The organism is Amycolatopsis sp. NPDC004368 (assembly GCF_053602515.1).
This window is the reverse complement of record NZ_JBSGDT010000004.1, coordinates 160,275-174,608: the sequence shown is the minus strand read 5'-3', so window position 1 is coordinate 174,608 and position 14,334 is coordinate 160,275. Positions and strand designations below refer to the sequence as shown.

The window sequence follows — 14,334 nt, the reverse complement described above, 5'->3', positions numbered from 1 at the left end:
ATCTCACTCGTTCGAGTGACAGTTGGTGAACCGCTCACGTCACAGCCTGAGTCCGAGGTCGCGGAAAATCGCGAAGCCCGCGTCAGGTGCCGGGCGGCAGGTCGAACTGCCCGGCCTTCACACCGACCAGGAACGCCTCCCACTCGGCCCGGTCGAACACGAACACGGGGCTCGACGCGAGCTTCGTGTCCCGCACCCCGACGAGGTCGGAACGGCCCAGGTTGACCTCGACGCAGCTGCCTCCGTTGGGCTCACTGGCGAACGACTTCTCCCAGGCAGCGTCCTCGAACAGCCCTTCGGCGGAGGCCGGGTCGTAATCCTGGAGCGACGGATAATCCGTCATGGGTCGTACCTCCGAGCCTTCTGCAGGGCGTGCGGTCGCCGCGCACGTCCCCGGCTTCTTTCTGTCACTACGGAGCAAACCGCAGGGCCAAGCGGGTGATCAACTCGACCCGATCTCGACATGAAGATTATTCCAGGAGTAGGATTAATCGCATCGATCGGGGCGCCGATGGTGGGTGAATGGCTTGCTGCATTCGGCCCAGCACACCAGCGGAGTCCGCGAACCGGCACCGAGCTCGGGGGGAGGGACCGCGTGATCATCCAGGACAGCATGACGGCGAACGTGCTCATGACGGGCAGGCTCGCGCCCGGCCGAGCCGGCGAATCCCGCCGCGTCGTGCACGTGTTCGAGGTGGACGCCACGGGTTCCTGCGCCGAGGTGCTCGCGAGGTGCGGGGAGAGGCTTCCCCGGGCCCACGTCGAGTGGTTGACGTCGGGCGTGGGCATGCCGTGCGAAAGCTGCCTCGGTCTGGCCGGAGCGGATCTGCCCCGGTCACCGCTTTCGGAACTGGGGGTGTGATCTCATGGCCGTCCGGCTCACCACGCTCTTCCGCCGTGAGGATGAACACACTCCCGGCCGGCGTGGGATCAACCACGAGCTGCGCAACCGCTTCGGCTTCAGCCTGATCCAGGCGCCGCTGCGCAAGCCGGTCACCTGGGACACCGACCTCGACGTGCCCGCACCGCGCCAGCCGGACCTGGTCCGCGCCCACCGGCCGCTGGAGACCCTCGCCGGGCTCGTCCACGGGCACGTGTAGCCCAGCACCGAACCAGCGCGCCCCGGGCCACTCCGCCCGAGGCGCGCTTTTGTCGTTACGGCTTCCGTCCCACGGCACAGATGCCGCCACTGAACGACGGGTCCGCGGCCATGCGGTCGCTGTTGCGCGACTCGCCTTCCTCCGGCCGCCACTCGGAAACCCACACCACACCGGGGTCGACGACCTCGAGACCGTCGAAGAACTCCGCGAACTCCGCGCGTGAGCGGAAGTGGATCGGCGTGCTCGACTGCTTGTACTGCTCGTGGATCGACTCGCGGCTGTCACCGTCGGACTGCGGCACGCCGTCGAGCGTGATGTGCGAGGCCATGAAGTACGAGCCGGACGGCACCAGCGACAGGTACTTGCGCACCATCTCGTGCGCGCCCTCTTCGCGGCCGATGAAGTACAGGACGCCCGACATGATCAACCCGATCGGGCGCTTCGGGTCGAGCACGCCGGTGTCGAGCGCACGCGGCCAGATGTCGCCGGGGTACCGCAGATCGCCCTGCAGCACGGCGTGGCGATCGGCGACGCCTTCGCGCTCCAGCAGGATCTGCGAGTGCGCGACGGCCACCGGTTCGTTGTCCACGTACACACAGCGCGCGTTCGGGTTCACCGACGTGGCGATCTGGTGCACGTTGCCGGCCGTCGGCACGCCCGACCCGAGGTCGAGGTACTGGTCGATGCCGTTGCGCGCCATGTAGCGCACCGTGCGGCCGAGCAGCTCCCGCCCGGAGCGGGCGATGGTCTTGATCATGGGGAAGGTCTGGACCGCGCGCTCGCCGAACTCGCGGTCGATCGCCCAGTTCGCCGTGCCGCCGAGGAACCAGTCGTAGATGCGCGCCGCGTTCGGCCGCTCGAGGTCGATGCCTTCCGGCGCTTCGGGATCCGGTACCTGTGTCATCAGCCGCCCTTTCGACCCGCGGTGTGCTGGTGCGGACCAGTCTGCCGACCTTCGGCCGCGTCCCGCAGCCGACCCCCGATCGAGTGACACCTGATCGGGGAATTGGGACACCACGCGACGGCGGCTTCACCGCGCACACGCCGGCCGAGGCGGCTGGTCGATGGTCCAAGCCGAGGTGACCAAGCCATGGAAAACGGCATGCCCGGTCCCACCCTCACCCAGTACCTTGCCGGGAATGCGCTTCCTCTTCACCTTCGTCGGCGGGCGGGGCCACTTCGATCCGATGGTGCCCGTGGCGCGGGCGGCGGTGAAGCGCGACCACGTCGTGGCCGTGGCCGGGGCGGGCAGTCTGGTCGCGGCGGTGGAGCGGGCCGGGTTCACGGCGATCGCGACCAGCGATCCCCAGCCCCAGCCCCACACCACCGGCAACCGCGAGCCCCTGCCGCCCGTCGACCCCGCGCGGGACGACTGGGAGATCCGCGAGCTCTTCGCCCGCCGAGCCGCCGGGGAGCGGGCCGAAAAGCTGCTGGAGATCGGCCGCGACTGGCGGCCCGACGTCGTGATCCGTGACGAGGTCGACTTCGGTGCCGCGGTCGCGGCCGAAAAGCTCGGGATCCCCTGTGTGACCGTGCTGGTGCTGGCGGCGGGAACGTTGCTGCGCAAGGACCTCGTGGCCGAACCCCTGCACGAGCTGCGGGCCGGGCACGGGCTGCCGAGGGACCCGGACCTGGCCATGCTCGACGGGCAGCTGGTGCTGTCGCCGTTTCCGGAGATGTTCCGCGGTGCGCCGCTGCCGCCAGGGGCGTTCTCGTTCCGCCAGGGCGAGCCGATCCCGCAGCGGGCACCCCACGAACGGCCGGGGGTGTACTTCACGCTCGGCACGGATTTCAACACCGCGTCCGGGGATCTGTTCGAACGCGCGCTCGCCGGGCTCGGCCGCCTCGACGCCGACGTGACCACGACCGTCGGCTCGCAGCTGGATCCCGCGGGCTTCGGGCCGCAGCCCGCGAACGTCAGCATCCACAGCTTCGTCCCTCAAGCGGAGCTGCTGCCGAAAACCGACCTCGTGGTGTCCCACGGCGGGTCCGGCAGCGTGCTGGGCGCGCTGGCCCACGGCCTGCCGTCACTGGTGTTCGCGATGGGTGCCGACCAACCGGGCAACGCGCGGCGGCTGGCCCGGCTCGGGGCCGGCCTCGCCCTCGATCCGGAAACGGCGACGCCCGGCGAGATCCACGACACAGCCGTGCAGTTGCTCACCGAGGCCCGCTGGCGCGCAGCCGCTCAGCGCGTGCAGGAGGAGATCAACGCCCAGCCCGGCGCGGAGGAAACCGTGCCACTGCTGGAAATCACTGCGACATCTGCGCCCGGTAGCCCTCGGCGAGCTCCTTGAGGAACTGGCGCGTCTCGCCGCGCTCCAGCGCCGCGCCGCGCAGGCGGTCCCACGAGTCGACGAAGATGTTGAAGTCCTTGACGTCGTCGAGGTACAGCCCGCCCGCGGAGTGTTCGATGTAGACGAAGTCCCGCGTGCGGTCGGGGAAACGCATGATCGTGAAGTCGTTGGGCACGGCGGCGAGCTTCGCGCCGAAGGGCAGCACGTGCACGTACACGCGGGGGTAGCGGTCGAGCGCCAGCATGTGCTCGACCTGGTCCAGCATCACCGCCGGCGCGAACCCGCCGGGCGCGCGGCGCAGCGCGCCCTCGCTCACGATGAACCGGTAGTACGGCGGCTGCTGCTGGTCGAACACGGCCTTGCGGTCGAGCCGGTTGCGCACCAGCGACGTGACGTCGGTGGCGCCCGCCTCCGTGAACTGCTTGAGCATGTAGTGCTCGGACTGCAGCGGGCCGGGGATGCGCTCCCCGTGCCAGGTGAGGATCTCCGCGGCCGCCGGCTCGAGGTCGGTGAAGGTGCGGAACCAGTGGGGCACCACCGAGCGGTACCCCGACCAGTGCCCGCGCTGCCCGGCGGCGGCGCGGGCGAGGTTCATCAACGTGTCGGCTTCTTCGCCGTTGATCCCGAACGCGTTCAGCATCGATCGCACATCCCCGAGCTTCACCCCGACGGCACCGGACTCGATCTTGTTGACCTTGCCCTGGGTGCAGCCGAGAACTTCGGCGACCTGCTGCTGAGTCATCCGCGCGGCGTTGCGGGCATGCCGGAGCTCGTTGCCGAGCTGCTTCCGGCGCGAGGTGACGGTGCTCGCCATCAGCCTTGCTCTCCCGGACCAGTAACCGCCGTGGGAGGCCTTTCGACCACTGCCGGCGCGCGAACGTTCGAACCACCCAGGTTAGTACCTTTACCCAACGGGGCTCGATGATGACACCGGGCAGCGTTCCAGGAAATGATCCGAAAAGCCAGTCATCACGTTTGTCACTCGGCTGGACCAGGGCAGACGGCTCCTTTCGGACACCCACGCTGCTCCATCCGGTCTACACCCGCGCCCGGTTCGTACGGTCCTGGTGATGCGGCATAGTGGCGACGTGATCGATCGCTCTCCTGGCGCCGCGAAGGTCGAACAGCTCGCCGACGGCGTCTTCGGCTACCTACAGCCCGACGGGTCCTGGTTCATCAACAACTGCGGCTTCGTCGCGGCCGGCGACCACTGTGTGCTGATCGACACGTGCGCCACCGAACGCCGCACCCGCGCGCTGCTCGCCGCCGCGCAGGCCACGGCAGGACCGGTCACGACGCTCGTGAACACCCACCACCACTCCGACCACACCAACGGCAACTACCTCGTCGGCGGCGCCACGATCATCGGCCAGCGCAAAACGCGCGACGCGATGCTCGCGGCGGGCATCGAGACCTACGACGGCGTGCTCGTCGGCAACGACTGGGGTCACCTCGAGCTGCGCCCACCCGACGTCGTGTTCGACGAACGGCTCACCGTGCACGCCGGCGGCACCGCGATCGAGCTCGTGCACCCCGGCCACGCCGCCCACACCACCAACGACGTGCTCGCCTGGCTGCCCGAACAGCGCATCCTCTTCGCCGGCGACCTCGTGTTCAACGGCGGCAGCCCGTTCGCGCTCATGGGCTCGATCGCCGGCTGGCGCGCCGCGCTCGACGTCATCCGCGAGCTCGACCCCGCCGTGATCCTGCCCGGCCACGGCGGCCCGTGCGGTGTCGAGACGGTGGACGTGGTGGACGCGTACCTGGCCTTCGTGCAGGCGACCGCCGAACGCGGCAAGGCGGCCGGGCTTTCGCCGCTGCAGCTGGCCAAGGAGACCGACCTCGGGACCTTTTCGGACCTGTCCGAACAGGAACGCCTGGCCGGCAACCTGCACCGCGCCTACGCCGAGCTGGACGGCGCCGAGTGGGGCGCCCCGCTCGACCTGGTCGCGGCGATCACGGACATGGTCGCCTACAACGGCGCGCCGATCCGCTGTTTTTCCTGATGCTCGGACAGGCTCGCATTCCCGAACGTCCCGTGAATGTTCTCGCAGGTTCGCCGGACGCCGAACGCCAGTAGGCTCGGACTCCGGCAGAGACTTCGGAAAGGGTTCGGATGAGCAAGAAGGCGAGCATCGGGGTCACGGGCCTCGCGGTCATGGGCCGCAACCTGGCGCGGAACCTGGCCCGGCACGGGCACACGGTCGCTCTGCACAACCGCTCCGAGGCGCGCACGCGCTCCCTCGTCGAGCAGTTCGGCGACGAGGGCGACTTCATCCCGGCGTACTCCGCGCAGGAGTTCGTCGACGCGCTGGAGCGGCCCCGGCAGATCGTGATCATGGTGCAGGCCGGCGGGCCCACCGACGCCGTGATCGAGGAGTTCGCGCCGCTGCTGGAGCCGGGTGACGTGATCGTCGACGCGGGCAACGCGCACTTCGCGGACACGCGCCGGCGTGAGGCCGCGCTGCGTGAGCGGGGCCTGCACTTCGTCGGCACCGGTGTGTCCGGCGGCGAGGAGGGCGCGCTCAACGGCCCGAGCATCATGCCCGGCGGCTCGAAGGAGTCCTACGAGTCGCTCGGCCCGCTGTTCGAGGACATCTCGGCCAAGGTCGACGGCGCGCCGTGCTGCACGCACATCGGCGCGGACGGCGCGGGCCACTTCGTGAAGATGGTCCACAACGGCATCGAGTACGCCGACATGCAGCTGATCGCCGAGTCGTTCGACCTGCTGCGCGGCGCCGCCGGTTACTCCCCCGCGGAGGCCGCCGACGTGTTCTCGACGTGGAACACCGGCCGGCTCGAGTCGTACCTCATCGAGATCACCGCCGAGGTGCTCAAGCACGTGGACGGCGGCTCGGGCAAGCCGTTCGTCGACATCGTCGAGGACGCGGCCGAGCAGAAGGGCACCGGTCGCTGGACCGTGCAGATCGGGCTCGACCTGGGTGTGCCGATCAGCGGCATCGCCGAGGCCGTGTTCGCGCGGTCGCTGTCGGGCTCGAAGCCGCTGCGCGCGGCCGCCCGCGGGCTGGGCGGGCCGGCGCGCACGCCGCTGAAGGGCGCCGCGCTGGAGACCTTCGCCGACGACGTCGAGCAGGCGCTGTACGCGTCGAAGGTGGTCGCGTACGCGCAGGGTTTCAACCAGATCCAGGCCGGCGCCACGGAGTACGGCTGGGACATCGACCTGGGCGCCGTCGCGTCGATCTGGCGCGGGGGCTGCATCATCCGTGCGAAGTTCCTGAACGACATCACGGCCGCGTACGCCGAGGACAGCGCGCTGCCGACGCTGCTCACCGCGGGCGCGTTCCGCAAGGCCGTGGAGGACGCGCAGGACTCGTGGCGTTCGGTGATCTCCACGGCGGTGCAGCTCGGCATCCCGACGCCGGGCTTCTCCACCGCGCTGGCGTACTACGACGGCCTGCGCGCCGACCGGCTCCCGGCCGCGCTCGTGCAGGGCCAGCGCGATTTCTTCGGTGCGCACACCTACCGGCGGGTCGACCGCGAGGGTTCCTTCCACACGCTGTGGGCCACGGACTCGCGCGACGAGGTCGGCGCCTGATTTTCGGCAGAGAAGGGGCCCCTGCTTTCGTGAGCAGGGGCCCCTTTTTCATTGGCCGGTGTACTTCCTGAGCCACTCCGGGACCTGCGGACGGCGGTAGGTGCGCAGGTCGTCGAGGTAGTGCTGCGGCGGCAGCAGCTGGTGCTGCGGGAAGGGTTCGTCGCCGTAGTCGTAGGTGACGCTGAGCTGGCCGCTGTTGAGCACGCTCAGGATCAGCCGCCACCACGGCCCGGCCGACATCCGCGCGGCGAGGTGGCGCTGGTTGCGCACCATCGCGGCGATGGGTTCGGGAACGTAGACGTCCTGGTGCTGCTGTCCGGCGAAGAAGCGCAGCAGCGCGATCTCGGCCGAGACGGTGAACGCGAACTCGGCGGAGAACCATTCCCAGCCCTGCGGACCGAGCAGTGCGAGCTGCTGCACGATCGGTTCCAGCTGACGGCCGGCTTCCGCCGCGACGGCCTCGTCGTCGTTCACGATCTCGAAGCTCTGCACGGCGGGCGGACCGTCGCCTTGAGCGTCGTAGAAGGCTTTGCGGAACTCCTCCATGAAGGGGTCGCTCATCCGGCCAGCCTAGAGCCCGGGTGGCCGCCGGCTCGACGGCCACCCGGGTCTCACTGCCGGCGCGCGGCCAGGATTTCGGCGAGTGCTTCGCGGATCTTCGCCTCCGCGGCTTCCTTCGTGATGCCCAGCTCGGTGAGCACCTCGTAGCCGGGGCCTTCGCCCTGTTCCAGCATCGCCAGCAGGATGTGCTCGGTGCCGATGTAGTTGTGGCCGAGTCGCAGGCCCTCGCGCATCGTGAGCTCGAGCGTCTTCTTGCCGGCCGCCGTGAACGGCATGGGGTTCGGCACCGGGTCCACCGGCTCGGGCAGCCGTGCCTCGGCCGCGGCCTTCACGGCGTCGAGGCTCGCGCCCTGGAAGACCATGACGCCCGCGGCCAGCGCGGCCGGCTCGGTGAGCAGCCCGAGCAGCAGGTGCGTGGTGTCGATACCCGGGCTCTCGGCCTCGATCGCGGCCTGCTGCGCCGCGACGATCACGTGGCGCGCGCGGTCGGTGTAACGGCCGTACAGGCGTTGGATCATCCCGCTGGGATCACCGCCCGGATCGATCTTCGGCACGAACCGCTTCTGGGCCGCCTGCTTGGACACACCCATGCTCGTGCCGATGTCGGTCCACGACGCTCCGCTGCGCCGGGCCTGGTCCACGAAGTGGCCGATCAGGTGGTCGGCCAGCTCGCCGAGGTGCTCGCCCAGGTACACGGCGTCGGACAGCTGCGCGAGGGCGTCCTTGTCGTTGTTGGCCTTGATGGCGTTGATGAGGTCGTCGAGCTTCACCGCACTGGTCATGCCGTCAACTCTAGGTTGACGATCCGATCGCCGTCAACCCCGGGTTGACGCAATCGGGATCTGCAGCTCGGTGATCCACTCCTTCTCGTCGCCCTCGGTGTGCAGGTAGACCTCACGCGCCTTCACCGGCTCGGCCCGGTACCCGTTGTCGTCGATCCACCGCGCCAACGCCTGGTACGACCCGGCGATCGTGTCCATCGTGCCGCGGTGCACGAGCGTGGCGGCCTGCTCGATGGCCGGCAGATCGGTTTCGCAGAGCCCTTCACCGGACGGGCTGCCCACGTACGGCGCACAGGCCCGCACCTGGATCCGGTCGTCCGCCGCCGGCTCGTACCACGCCACCGCCGGCCCGGCGAACTTCAGCCCGGCGCGCTCCATGCGCTCCGCGAGACTCGCACACAGGCCACCCACGACCGGCCCGATCTCGTGGTACTCGAACGACTCCGCGATCCCGCTGACCGCTACCACTTTCGCTCCGCTGACGGGCTTGACCACAACGTCCATGACGTCTTCCTCCGACTCGATCAACCGGAGTCTCGCCTCGACCCGCGCCAACCGTCCCGCCGCCTCCGCGACCTGCGTGGCCAGCTCCGCGTGGCGCAACCGCAACATCCCGCGCAACTGCTCGGCGCCGGGCTCGTCGTCAAGCAAATCGGCCACCTGCTTGAGACCGAACCCGAGGTCGGTCAGCGCCAGGATGCGGTTGAGCCGCGCCAGCTGCCCGGCGGCGTACGAGCGGTACCCGCTGTGCGGGTCCACTTTGGCGGGCCGCAGCAGGCCGAGGGCGTCGTAGTGGCGCAACATCCGCACGGACACCCGGCCCAGCTTGGCGAACTCTCCGATGCTGAACATGACACCGCCTACGGTTGGGCCTCACACGGTGTCAGAGTCAAGAACCGAACGGCAAACCCACGTAGTTCTCCGCCACGCTCTTCGCCGCCGCCGGTGACGAAGCGGTGTAGCGCAGCTGCGAGAGCTGAAGCCGCTGCGCGAAAGCGTCCGCCCCCGGGTCCACGTGGAGCATCGTCGTCATGAACCACGAGAAGTGTTCGGCCCGCCAGACGCGGCGCAGGCACGTGTCGGAGTAGGCGTCGGCCAGGGAGGCGTCGCCCTTGAACAGGGCGACCAGAGCGCGCGACAGCACCCGGACGTCCGCCACGGCCAGGTTCATGCCCTTCGCACCCGTGGGCGGGACGATGTGGGCGGCGTCGCCGGCCAGGAACAGCCTGCCGTGCCGCAGGGGTTCGGCGACGAAGCTGCGCATGGGCGTGATGCCCTTGTCGAGGATGGGGCCTTCACGCAGCTCGAAAGAACCCTCGACCGCCAACCGCACCGACAGCTCCGACCAGATGCGGTCGTCCGACCAGGCCGCGAGGTCCTCATCGGGGTCGACCTGCAGGTAGAGACGCGTGATCTCCGGCGAGCGCATGCTGTGCAGGGCAAATCCCCGCGAGTGGTGCGTGTAGATCAGTTCCTCGTGCGAAGGCGGCGTCTGCGCCAGCACCCCCAGCCACGCAAACGGGTACTCGCGCTCGAAGAACTGCAGCGCACCGTCCGGAATGGACGGACGGGAAACGCCGTGGAACCCGTCGCAGCCCGCGATGGCGTCACATTCCAGGACCTGTTCGATCCCGGACGAATCGCGGTACCGCACCACCGGCCGTTCGGTGTCCACATCGGACAAAGAAACGTCCGAAACCTCGAAGTGCAGCGGCAACTCCAGCCGCTCGTGCGCGTCCACGAGATCCTTCACGATCTCCTGCTGCCCGTACACCGTGATGCTCTTGCCGGTGAGCTCGGTCAGCGCGATCCGGTGGTCCTGCCCGTCGAAGCGGAGCGAGAAACCCTCGTGGGGCAGGCCTTCCCGGGCCAGCCGCTCGCCGAGGCCGATCTCCGTCAAGAGCTCGACCGTCGGCTGTTCGCACACCCCCGCGCGCACCCGTTGCCGCACGTACTCGCGGTCGCGGGCCTCGAGCACCACCGCCTCCACACCTTCGAGGTGGAGCAGGTACGACAGGAGCAAACCGGCCGGGCCGGCGCCGATCACAGCAACCTGGGTGCGCAACGGGGGGACCTCCGAACTACACGGGTCAAGCCGCCGATCGCGACTTGACGTGGGCTTTCAGATCGAACGAACTGGCTTCGAGATCCGCGTACGTCGGCTTCGGCTCAGCCGTGAACAGCCGGCGCGCGGCGATGTGGTCGGGCGGGCGGTTCACCGACTCGACGGCGATCAGCACGCCGTCGCGGAACGACAGCACCGAGAACCGTCCCTCGGCGCGATCACCCGTGACCACGGTCTGGTCGGCGTCGGCCAGGATGCCCACGATCTGCAGCTTCGCGCCGGTCTGGTCGGTCCAGAACCACGGCAGGCTGTCGTACGGCGCACCCTCGCCGACGATGGCCGCGGCCACACATCGCGCCTGGTCCACGGCGTTCTGCACCGACTCCAGCCGCGTCGCCGCACCCGCTTGGACACACGGGAAGTTGGCGCAGTCGCCGATCGCGAAGATCTTGGGGTCCTCTGTGCGCAGGTGCTCGTCCACGACCACCCCGTTGGTCACGGCCAGCCCGGCCTCCGCGGCGAGCGTCGTCTCCGGCACCACGCCCACGGCGACCACGACCAGGTCGGCCGGCAGCCGCGTGCCGTCGGCCAGCTCGACCGACGAGACGTGCCCGGTGCCGTGCAGCGCCGTCACGCCGGTGCCGAGCAGCACGGTGTGCCCAGCCTTTTCGTGCACCTCACGGAAAAACGCGGACACCTCCGGCGAAGCCACTCGCGCCAGCAGCCGGTCCTGCGCCTCGACGATCGTCACCGGCCGCCCCGCGTGCGAGGCGAACTCCAGCCCGATGAACCCGCCGCCGATCACCACCACGTTCGACGCGGCGTCCAGCGAAGTCCTGAGCCGATCCGCGTCCTCGCGCGTCCGCAGCGTCAGCACGCCGTCGAGGTCCGCCCCCGGCACGGGCAGCACGCGGTTGCGCGCCCCGGTCGCGAGCACGAGGTGGTCGTACGCAAGCGAAGTGCCATCGGACAGCACAACCCGAGAAGCAGCCCGATCCACTGAAGCCACCCGCCCCGGCACGAGCTCGATGCCCTTCTCCGCGAAGTAGTCCTCGGGCCGCAGCCGCAGCTGCTCGTCACCGGCCGTGCCCTTGAGGTAGGCCTTCGACAGCGGCGGCCGCTGGTAGGGCACGCCCGGCTCGTCGCCGACCAGGACCACCCGCCCGGTGAAACCCTTGTCGCGCAACGAGGCCGCGGCCTGGAAACCGCTCTGGCCACCGCCGGCGACGAGCACGGTCTCGGACGAGGATCCTGTGGTCATTACTGCTCCTCCGGCAAGCGCAGGACCAGACCGTCGAGGTCCTCGGTCACCGGAAGCGGGCAGGACAGCCTGCTGGTGGCCGCCCTCGGGCTGGCCGTGCAGTCCAACATCTCCTCTTCATCTGAGCACAAGGGCCCAAGATCGTCGAGGCGCTCCGGGTCGGCGTGGACGTGACAGGTCGCACACATGGCGTTACCACCGCACTCGGCCATGATCCGGTCGACGCCGTTCTCGATCGCCACCCGCGTCAGGGAGTGACCGAGAGGGGCCTCGACGGTGCGAGCGGTCCCATCGGGCTGCACGTAGGTGATCTCCGGCATCCCGCTCACCCGACCCGCACCGGCAGCGACGCCAGGCCCCGCCGGAAGCCAGGTTTTCGAGCCGGCAGTGCTCGGCAATGATCACCGGGCCTCCTCGCGTCGTCGTGGTTGACGACGAGGGTGCTCGTCCGGCACCACGGAACGCAGCACTACTTCCACTCAGTGGAAGGCCGAGTGTATCAGAGCTCAGTGCGTCTCTCGGTGCGCGTCCTCGGAAAGCCGCAGCGTGCTCGGCGCCCCGAGCGTCCGCGAAATCCCGCGCGCGGCCGCCCGCACGGCGGGCACGAGGGTGAGCGGATCAGTGCCTTCGGCCGGCACGACCACCGAGATCGACGCGACGACCGTGTCCGACGGCCCGTGCACCGCCGCCGCGACGGACAGGGCGGGTAGCTCGATCTGGCCGTCGCTGACCGCGTAGCCGTTGCGCCGCACGTCGGCGAGCACGCGCCGCAGCTGCTCGGGCGATCGGATCGTCTTGCCGGTGAACCGCTTGAGCGGCAGGCCGAGCACCTGTTCCTGCACGTCAGCGGGAGCGTGGGCAAGCAGCACGAGCCCCACGCCGGTCGCGTGCAGCGGCAGCCGCCCGCCGACACGGGAGATCACGTTCACCGCGCGGCGCCCGGAAAGGCGTTCGAGGTAGACGACTTCGGTGCCGTCGAGCACGGCGAGCTGCACGTTCTGGTGCGTGGCCTCGTAGAGGTCCTCGAGGAACGGCATCGCGCTCTCCCGCAGCTGCGCGCCGTGCGGCGCCAGCGAAGCCACCTCCCACAACCACAGCCCCACGCGGAACCGGCCCTGCTCGTCGCGCTGCAACGCCCCGCGCCGCACGAGCTCGGCCGCCAGCCGGTGCGTGGTCGACAGCGGCAACCCGGCCCGCCGGCTGAGCTCGGACAAGGTCAGCACGGGTCGCTCGGATGTGAACGCGCCCAGCACGTCCAGCACCCGTTCCACGACCGACGGTGGCCGCTGTGCGTTGTGCCGCATCGGGTCAGTCAAGCATCCCGACGACGTCCGGATCGCGACGCCGCCCGAGGTGGTTGAACAGCAGGTTCAGCAGGAACGCGAGGATCGCGGCGAGCGTGATCGGGCTCCCGCAGATCGTCTGCAGCCACGCGGGGAAGTGCTGGAAGAAGATCGACGTGCCGAAGCGGTCGGTCGCGAACGCCGGCAGCAGCCCGACGCCGAGCGAAACCGCGATGATGAACGTGTTGTGGTTGCCCGAGAACTCCACCTTCTTGAGGTTCTGCACGCCCACCGCGGCGACCATCGCGAACATCACCACGGCGACACCACCCACGACCGGTTCGGGAATGGCCGCGATGGCGGCGCCGACCTTCGGCACGAGACCCATCACCACGAGCAGGCCGCCGGTCACGGCGACGACCCAGCGACTGCGCACCCGCGTCATCTGCACGAGGCCGACGTTCTGCGCGAACGCCGTGTCGGGGAAGGAGTTCATGAAGCCGCCGAGGATGGCCGACACGCCGTCGGTGGCGAGGCCGCGAGCGATGTCCGCATCGGTGGCTGGGCGGCCGGTGATCTCGCCGACGGCGATCATGTCCGCAGTGGACTCGGTGAAGGTCACCAGCATCACCACGCACATCGACAGCACGGCGGCGATCGGGAACGTCGGCGCCCCGAAGTGCAGCGGCGCCGCGAGCCCGAACCAGCTGGCCTGGCCCACACCGCCGAATGCCGTCAGGCCAAGGGGAATCGCCACGACGAGGCCGACGGCGAGTGCCACCAGCGGCGCGATCTGGGCGACGAACCCGCGCAGCACCCGCGTGAGGATCACGATCAACGCCACCACGCCCAGGGCGATGGCGAGGTGCGAGGGCGTGCCGTAGTCGGGTGCTTCGGTGTCGTGGCCGGCGATCATCGCCGCGCCCGGGCCGAGCAGCGAGACGCCGATGACCAGCAGCAGCGTGCCCGACACGAGCGGCGGGAAGAACCGGATCATCTTCGCGAACGGCCGCGCGAGCAGCAGCCCGAAGACACCGGAGGCGATCATCGAGCCGTAGACCGCGGTGAGGCCGTACTGCGAAGCGATGAGGATCATCGGGTTGACCACGGTGAACGTCGCGCCCGCCACCACCGGCAGCCGCACACCGAGGAGCTTGCCGATGCCGATGGACTGGACCAGTGTGGCGACACCGGCCACGAAGAGGTCGGCGTTGACCAGCAACGCGATCGTGGCCGCGTCGAGCTTCAGCGCACTGCCGACGATCAGCGGCACGGCCACCGAGCCGGTGTACATGATCGCCATGTGCTGCAGGCCGAGCAGCAGCAGCCGCCCGGCGGGCAGGCCTTGGTCGACCGGGTGCTTGGTCATGGGCGGCCCTTTCGCACGGATCTTCCCGACGCATACTGCCGGTTTGTGTGTGACGATGCCAGG

At 69.6% G+C, this 14,334-nt stretch carries 16 protein-coding genes; 5 read left to right on the top strand and 11 right to left on the bottom strand.

Annotated features, from left to right (window positions below; translation table 11 throughout):
* Positions 1-82: 82 nt before the first annotated feature.
* The gene (locus ACWEOE_RS09120) at positions 83-343 is read right to left on the bottom strand and encodes a DUF397 domain-containing protein (protein WP_452006114.1); all 261 of its coding nucleotides are present in this window, start codon (positions 341-343) and stop codon (positions 83-85) included.
* A 252-nt stretch (positions 344-595) separates the two neighbouring features.
* Between ACWEOE_RS09120 and ACWEOE_RS09115 the strand changes: the two genes are divergently transcribed.
* Both ACWEOE_RS09115 and ACWEOE_RS09110 read left to right on the top strand, forming a co-directional pair.
* Positions 596-862: a hypothetical protein gene (locus ACWEOE_RS09115; protein ID WP_452006112.1), complete on the top strand. Its 267-nt coding sequence runs from the start codon at positions 596-598 to the stop codon at positions 860-862.
* A gap of 4 nt (positions 863-866) precedes the next feature.
* On the top strand, positions 867-1,100 hold the full coding sequence (locus tag ACWEOE_RS09110; RefSeq protein ID WP_452006109.1) for a hypothetical protein: 234 nt from the start codon (positions 867-869) through the stop codon (positions 1,098-1,100).
* A gap of 55 nt (positions 1,101-1,155) precedes the next feature.
* On the opposite strand, the gene ACWEOE_RS09105 is transcribed toward ACWEOE_RS09110, so the two are convergent.
* A complete protein-coding gene (locus ACWEOE_RS09105) occupies positions 1,156-2,004 on the bottom strand; it encodes an SAM-dependent methyltransferase (protein WP_452006107.1) in 849 nt (282 codons plus the stop codon).
* Between the two features lie 235 nt (positions 2,005-2,239).
* Between ACWEOE_RS09105 and ACWEOE_RS09100 the strand changes: the two genes are divergently transcribed.
* Positions 2,240-3,394, top strand: coding sequence for a glycosyltransferase (locus ACWEOE_RS09100; protein ID WP_452006104.1), 1,155 nt, complete (start codon positions 2,240-2,242; stop codon positions 3,392-3,394).
* Here the strand turns inward: ACWEOE_RS09100 and ACWEOE_RS09095 are convergent.
* Positions 3,351-4,208 carry a helix-turn-helix domain-containing protein gene (locus tag ACWEOE_RS09095; protein WP_452006101.1) on the bottom strand — a complete coding sequence of 286 codons (858 nt, stop codon included), beginning with the start codon at positions 4,206-4,208 and terminating at the stop codon, positions 3,351-3,353. The two genes, ACWEOE_RS09100 and ACWEOE_RS09095, sit on opposite strands and share 44 nt — an antisense overlap.
* 274 nt (positions 4,209-4,482) lie before the next feature.
* On the opposite strand from ACWEOE_RS09095, the gene ACWEOE_RS09090 reads away from it, so the two are divergent.
* Entirely contained in the window at positions 4,483-5,400 is a 918-nt protein-coding gene (locus ACWEOE_RS09090; RefSeq protein ID WP_452006098.1) for an MBL fold metallo-hydrolase, read from the top strand.
* A 110-nt stretch (positions 5,401-5,510) separates the two neighbouring features.
* The gene (gndA, locus tag ACWEOE_RS09085; RefSeq protein WP_452006096.1) at positions 5,511-6,950 is read left to right on the top strand and encodes an NADP-dependent phosphogluconate dehydrogenase; all 1,440 of its coding nucleotides are present in this window, start codon (positions 5,511-5,513) and stop codon (positions 6,948-6,950) included.
* Positions 6,951-6,998: 48 nt separating this feature from the next.
* Here gndA and ACWEOE_RS09080 read toward each other — a convergent pair whose 3' ends face one another.
* The 8 genes from ACWEOE_RS09080 to ACWEOE_RS09045 all read right to left on the bottom strand — a co-directional run bounded on the left by ACWEOE_RS09080 (position 6,999) and on the right by ACWEOE_RS09045 (position 14,271).
* Complete coding sequence (locus ACWEOE_RS09080) at positions 6,999-7,511, bottom strand: hypothetical protein (RefSeq protein ID WP_452006094.1); 513 nt, start codon at positions 7,509-7,511, stop codon at positions 6,999-7,001.
* Between the two features lie 50 nt (positions 7,512-7,561).
* Positions 7,562-8,293 (bottom strand): Clp protease N-terminal domain-containing protein, encoded by a 732-nt coding sequence (locus tag ACWEOE_RS09075; protein ID WP_452006092.1) that lies wholly within the window; start codon positions 8,291-8,293, stop codon positions 7,562-7,564.
* Positions 8,294-8,326: 33 nt separating this feature from the next.
* Positions 8,327-9,145 (bottom strand): MerR family transcriptional regulator, encoded by an 819-nt coding sequence (locus ACWEOE_RS09070; protein WP_452006089.1) that lies wholly within the window; start codon positions 9,143-9,145, stop codon positions 8,327-8,329.
* A gap of 37 nt (positions 9,146-9,182) precedes the next feature.
* Positions 9,183-10,358 (bottom strand): 4-hydroxybenzoate 3-monooxygenase, encoded by a 1,176-nt coding sequence (locus ACWEOE_RS09065; protein WP_452006086.1) that lies wholly within the window; start codon positions 10,356-10,358, stop codon positions 9,183-9,185.
* A gap of 25 nt (positions 10,359-10,383) precedes the next feature.
* A complete protein-coding gene (locus tag ACWEOE_RS09060; RefSeq protein ID WP_452006083.1) occupies positions 10,384-11,619 on the bottom strand; it encodes an NAD(P)/FAD-dependent oxidoreductase in 1,236 nt (411 codons plus the stop codon).
* Positions 11,619-11,939, bottom strand: a complete 321-nt coding sequence (locus tag ACWEOE_RS09055; RefSeq protein ID WP_452006080.1) for a 2Fe-2S iron-sulfur cluster-binding protein — start codon at positions 11,937-11,939, stop codon at positions 11,619-11,621. The genes ACWEOE_RS09060 and ACWEOE_RS09055 overlap by 1 nt, the downstream gene beginning before the upstream one ends.
* A gap of 186 nt (positions 11,940-12,125) precedes the next feature.
* Positions 12,126-12,923, bottom strand: a complete 798-nt coding sequence (locus ACWEOE_RS09050) for an IclR family transcriptional regulator (protein WP_452006078.1) — start codon at positions 12,921-12,923, stop codon at positions 12,126-12,128.
* A 4-nt stretch (positions 12,924-12,927) separates the two neighbouring features.
* Positions 12,928-14,271, bottom strand: coding sequence for a nucleobase:cation symporter-2 family protein (locus tag ACWEOE_RS09045; protein ID WP_452006076.1), 1,344 nt, complete (start codon positions 14,269-14,271; stop codon positions 12,928-12,930).
* Positions 14,272-14,334: the final 63 nt, after the last annotated feature.

Bases quoted from the DNA above. Each gene is read 5' to 3' on its own strand.
- ACWEOE_RS09045 (WP_452006076.1), bottom strand. From the start codon at position 14,271: ATGACCAAGCACCCGGTCGACCAAGGCCTGCCCGCCGGGCGGCTGCTG.
- ACWEOE_RS09055 (WP_452006080.1), bottom strand. From the start codon at position 11,939: ATGCCGGAGATCACCTACGTGCAGCCCGATGGGACCGCTCGCACCGTC.
- ACWEOE_RS09095 (WP_452006101.1), bottom strand. From the start codon at position 4,208: ATGGCGAGCACCGTCACCTCGCGCCGGAAGCAGCTCGGCAACGAGCTC.
- gndA (WP_452006096.1), top strand. From the start codon at position 5,511: ATGAGCAAGAAGGCGAGCATCGGGGTCACGGGCCTCGCGGTCATGGGC.
- ACWEOE_RS09060 (WP_452006083.1), bottom strand. From the start codon at position 11,619: ATGACCACAGGATCCTCGTCCGAGACCGTGCTCGTCGCCGGCGGTGGC.
- ACWEOE_RS09120 (WP_452006114.1), bottom strand. From the start codon at position 343: ATGACGGATTATCCGTCGCTCCAGGATTACGACCCGGCCTCCGCCGAA.
- ACWEOE_RS09080 (WP_452006094.1), bottom strand. From the start codon at position 7,511: ATGAGCGACCCCTTCATGGAGGAGTTCCGCAAAGCCTTCTACGACGCT.
- ACWEOE_RS09070 (WP_452006089.1), bottom strand. From the start codon at position 9,145: ATGTTCAGCATCGGAGAGTTCGCCAAGCTGGGCCGGGTGTCCGTGCGG.
- ACWEOE_RS09075 (WP_452006092.1), bottom strand. From the start codon at position 8,293: ATGACCAGTGCGGTGAAGCTCGACGACCTCATCAACGCCATCAAGGCC.
- ACWEOE_RS09105 (WP_452006107.1), bottom strand. From the start codon at position 2,004: ATGACACAGGTACCGGATCCCGAAGCGCCGGAAGGCATCGACCTCGAG.
- ACWEOE_RS09100 (WP_452006104.1), top strand. From the start codon at position 2,240: ATGCGCTTCCTCTTCACCTTCGTCGGCGGGCGGGGCCACTTCGATCCG.
- ACWEOE_RS09110 (WP_452006109.1), top strand. From the start codon at position 867: ATGGCCGTCCGGCTCACCACGCTCTTCCGCCGTGAGGATGAACACACT.
- ACWEOE_RS09050 (WP_452006078.1), bottom strand. From the start codon at position 12,923: ATGCGGCACAACGCACAGCGGCCACCGTCGGTCGTGGAACGGGTGCTG.